At 62.5% G+C, this 776-nt stretch carries 2 protein-coding genes and 2 pseudogenes; 2 read left to right on the top strand and 2 right to left on the bottom strand.

Annotation, left to right across the window (positions count from 1 at the left end; genetic code table 11):
- Positions 1-194, bottom strand: a 194-nt coding sequence (locus Y708_RS23015; RefSeq protein ID WP_035775377.1) for an MGMT family protein, incomplete at its 3' end; no start/stop codon positions are given.
- Positions 195-257: 63 nt separating this feature from the next.
- On the opposite strand from Y708_RS23015, the pseudogene Y708_RS30840 reads away from it, so the two are divergent.
- Positions 258-434, top strand: a pseudogene (locus Y708_RS30840) (3'-5' exonuclease); the annotation flags it as partial.
- On the opposite strand, the gene Y708_RS0105235 reads toward Y708_RS30840, so the two are convergent.
- A complete protein-coding gene (locus Y708_RS0105235; protein ID WP_028279115.1) occupies positions 376-582 on the bottom strand; it encodes an MGMT family protein in 207 nt (68 codons plus the stop codon). The pseudogene Y708_RS30840 and the gene Y708_RS0105235 sit on opposite strands and share 59 nt — an antisense overlap.
- A 63-nt stretch (positions 583-645) precedes the next feature.
- On the opposite strand from Y708_RS0105235, the pseudogene Y708_RS30835 reads away from it, so the two are divergent.
- Positions 646-776 (top strand): annotated as a pseudogene (locus tag Y708_RS30835) (3'-5' exonuclease); the annotation flags it as partial.

Below are 776 nucleotides of genomic sequence, written 5' to 3'. Positions count from 1 at the left end.
GGTTCGCCGCCGGCCCGGATCACCCGCCACCAGGCCACGTCGGCTCCGCAGGCCGCCATCACGGCACCCACTTGCCGTGGTCCGCCGTGGTCAAGAATCTCGGCGATGTCGCCGTAGGAGAGAACGTGCCCGGACGGGATCAGGCGCACCACCTCCAGAACAGCTTCCTGGTAGTCGATCACGGGTTCAGACATGGATTCCACTTTATCGGGGCTGCCTCAAGCAAAATGTCGGACCTGCCGGATACCGTCTGAATCATGAACAGCTGGCATGAACTTCCCCGGGCCGCGTTTGACTTGGAAACCACTGGGCGCAACCCGTTGGAGGCGCGTATCGTCACCGCGTCGATCATCCTGGTGGACGCGCGCGGCAATGTCATGGAGCACCATGAGTGGCTCGCCGATCCGGGCGTTCCCATTCCTGAGGAAGCCGCCGCGAGGCCGCCATCACGGCACCCACTTGCCGTGGTCCGCCGTGGTCAAGAATCTCGGCGATGTCGCCGTAGGAGAGAACGTGCCCGGACGGGATCAGGCGCACCACCTCCAGAACAGCTTCCTGGTAGTCGATCACGGGTTCAGACATGGATTCCACTTTATCGGGGCTGCCTCAAGCAAAATGTCGGACCTGCCGGATACCGTCTGAATCATGAACAGCTGGCATGAACTTCCCCGGGCCGCGTTTGACTTGGAAACCACTGGGCGCAACCCGTTGGAGGCGCGTATCGTCACCGCGTCGATCATCCTGGTGGACGCGCGCGGCAATGTCATGGAGCACCA

Origin of the sequence: Arthrobacter sp. H5 (genome assembly GCF_000520595.1) — a bacterium.
Classification (GTDB): Bacteria; Actinomycetota; Actinomycetes; order Actinomycetales; family Micrococcaceae; genus Arthrobacter_D.
This window is presented reverse-complemented; position numbering and strand designations above follow the sequence as displayed.

Excerpts from the sequence above, each read along its gene's own strand:
- Y708_RS0105235 (WP_028279115.1), bottom strand. The coding sequence starts at position 582 with ATGTCTGAACCCGTGATCGACTACCAGGAAGCTGTTCTGGAGGTGGTG.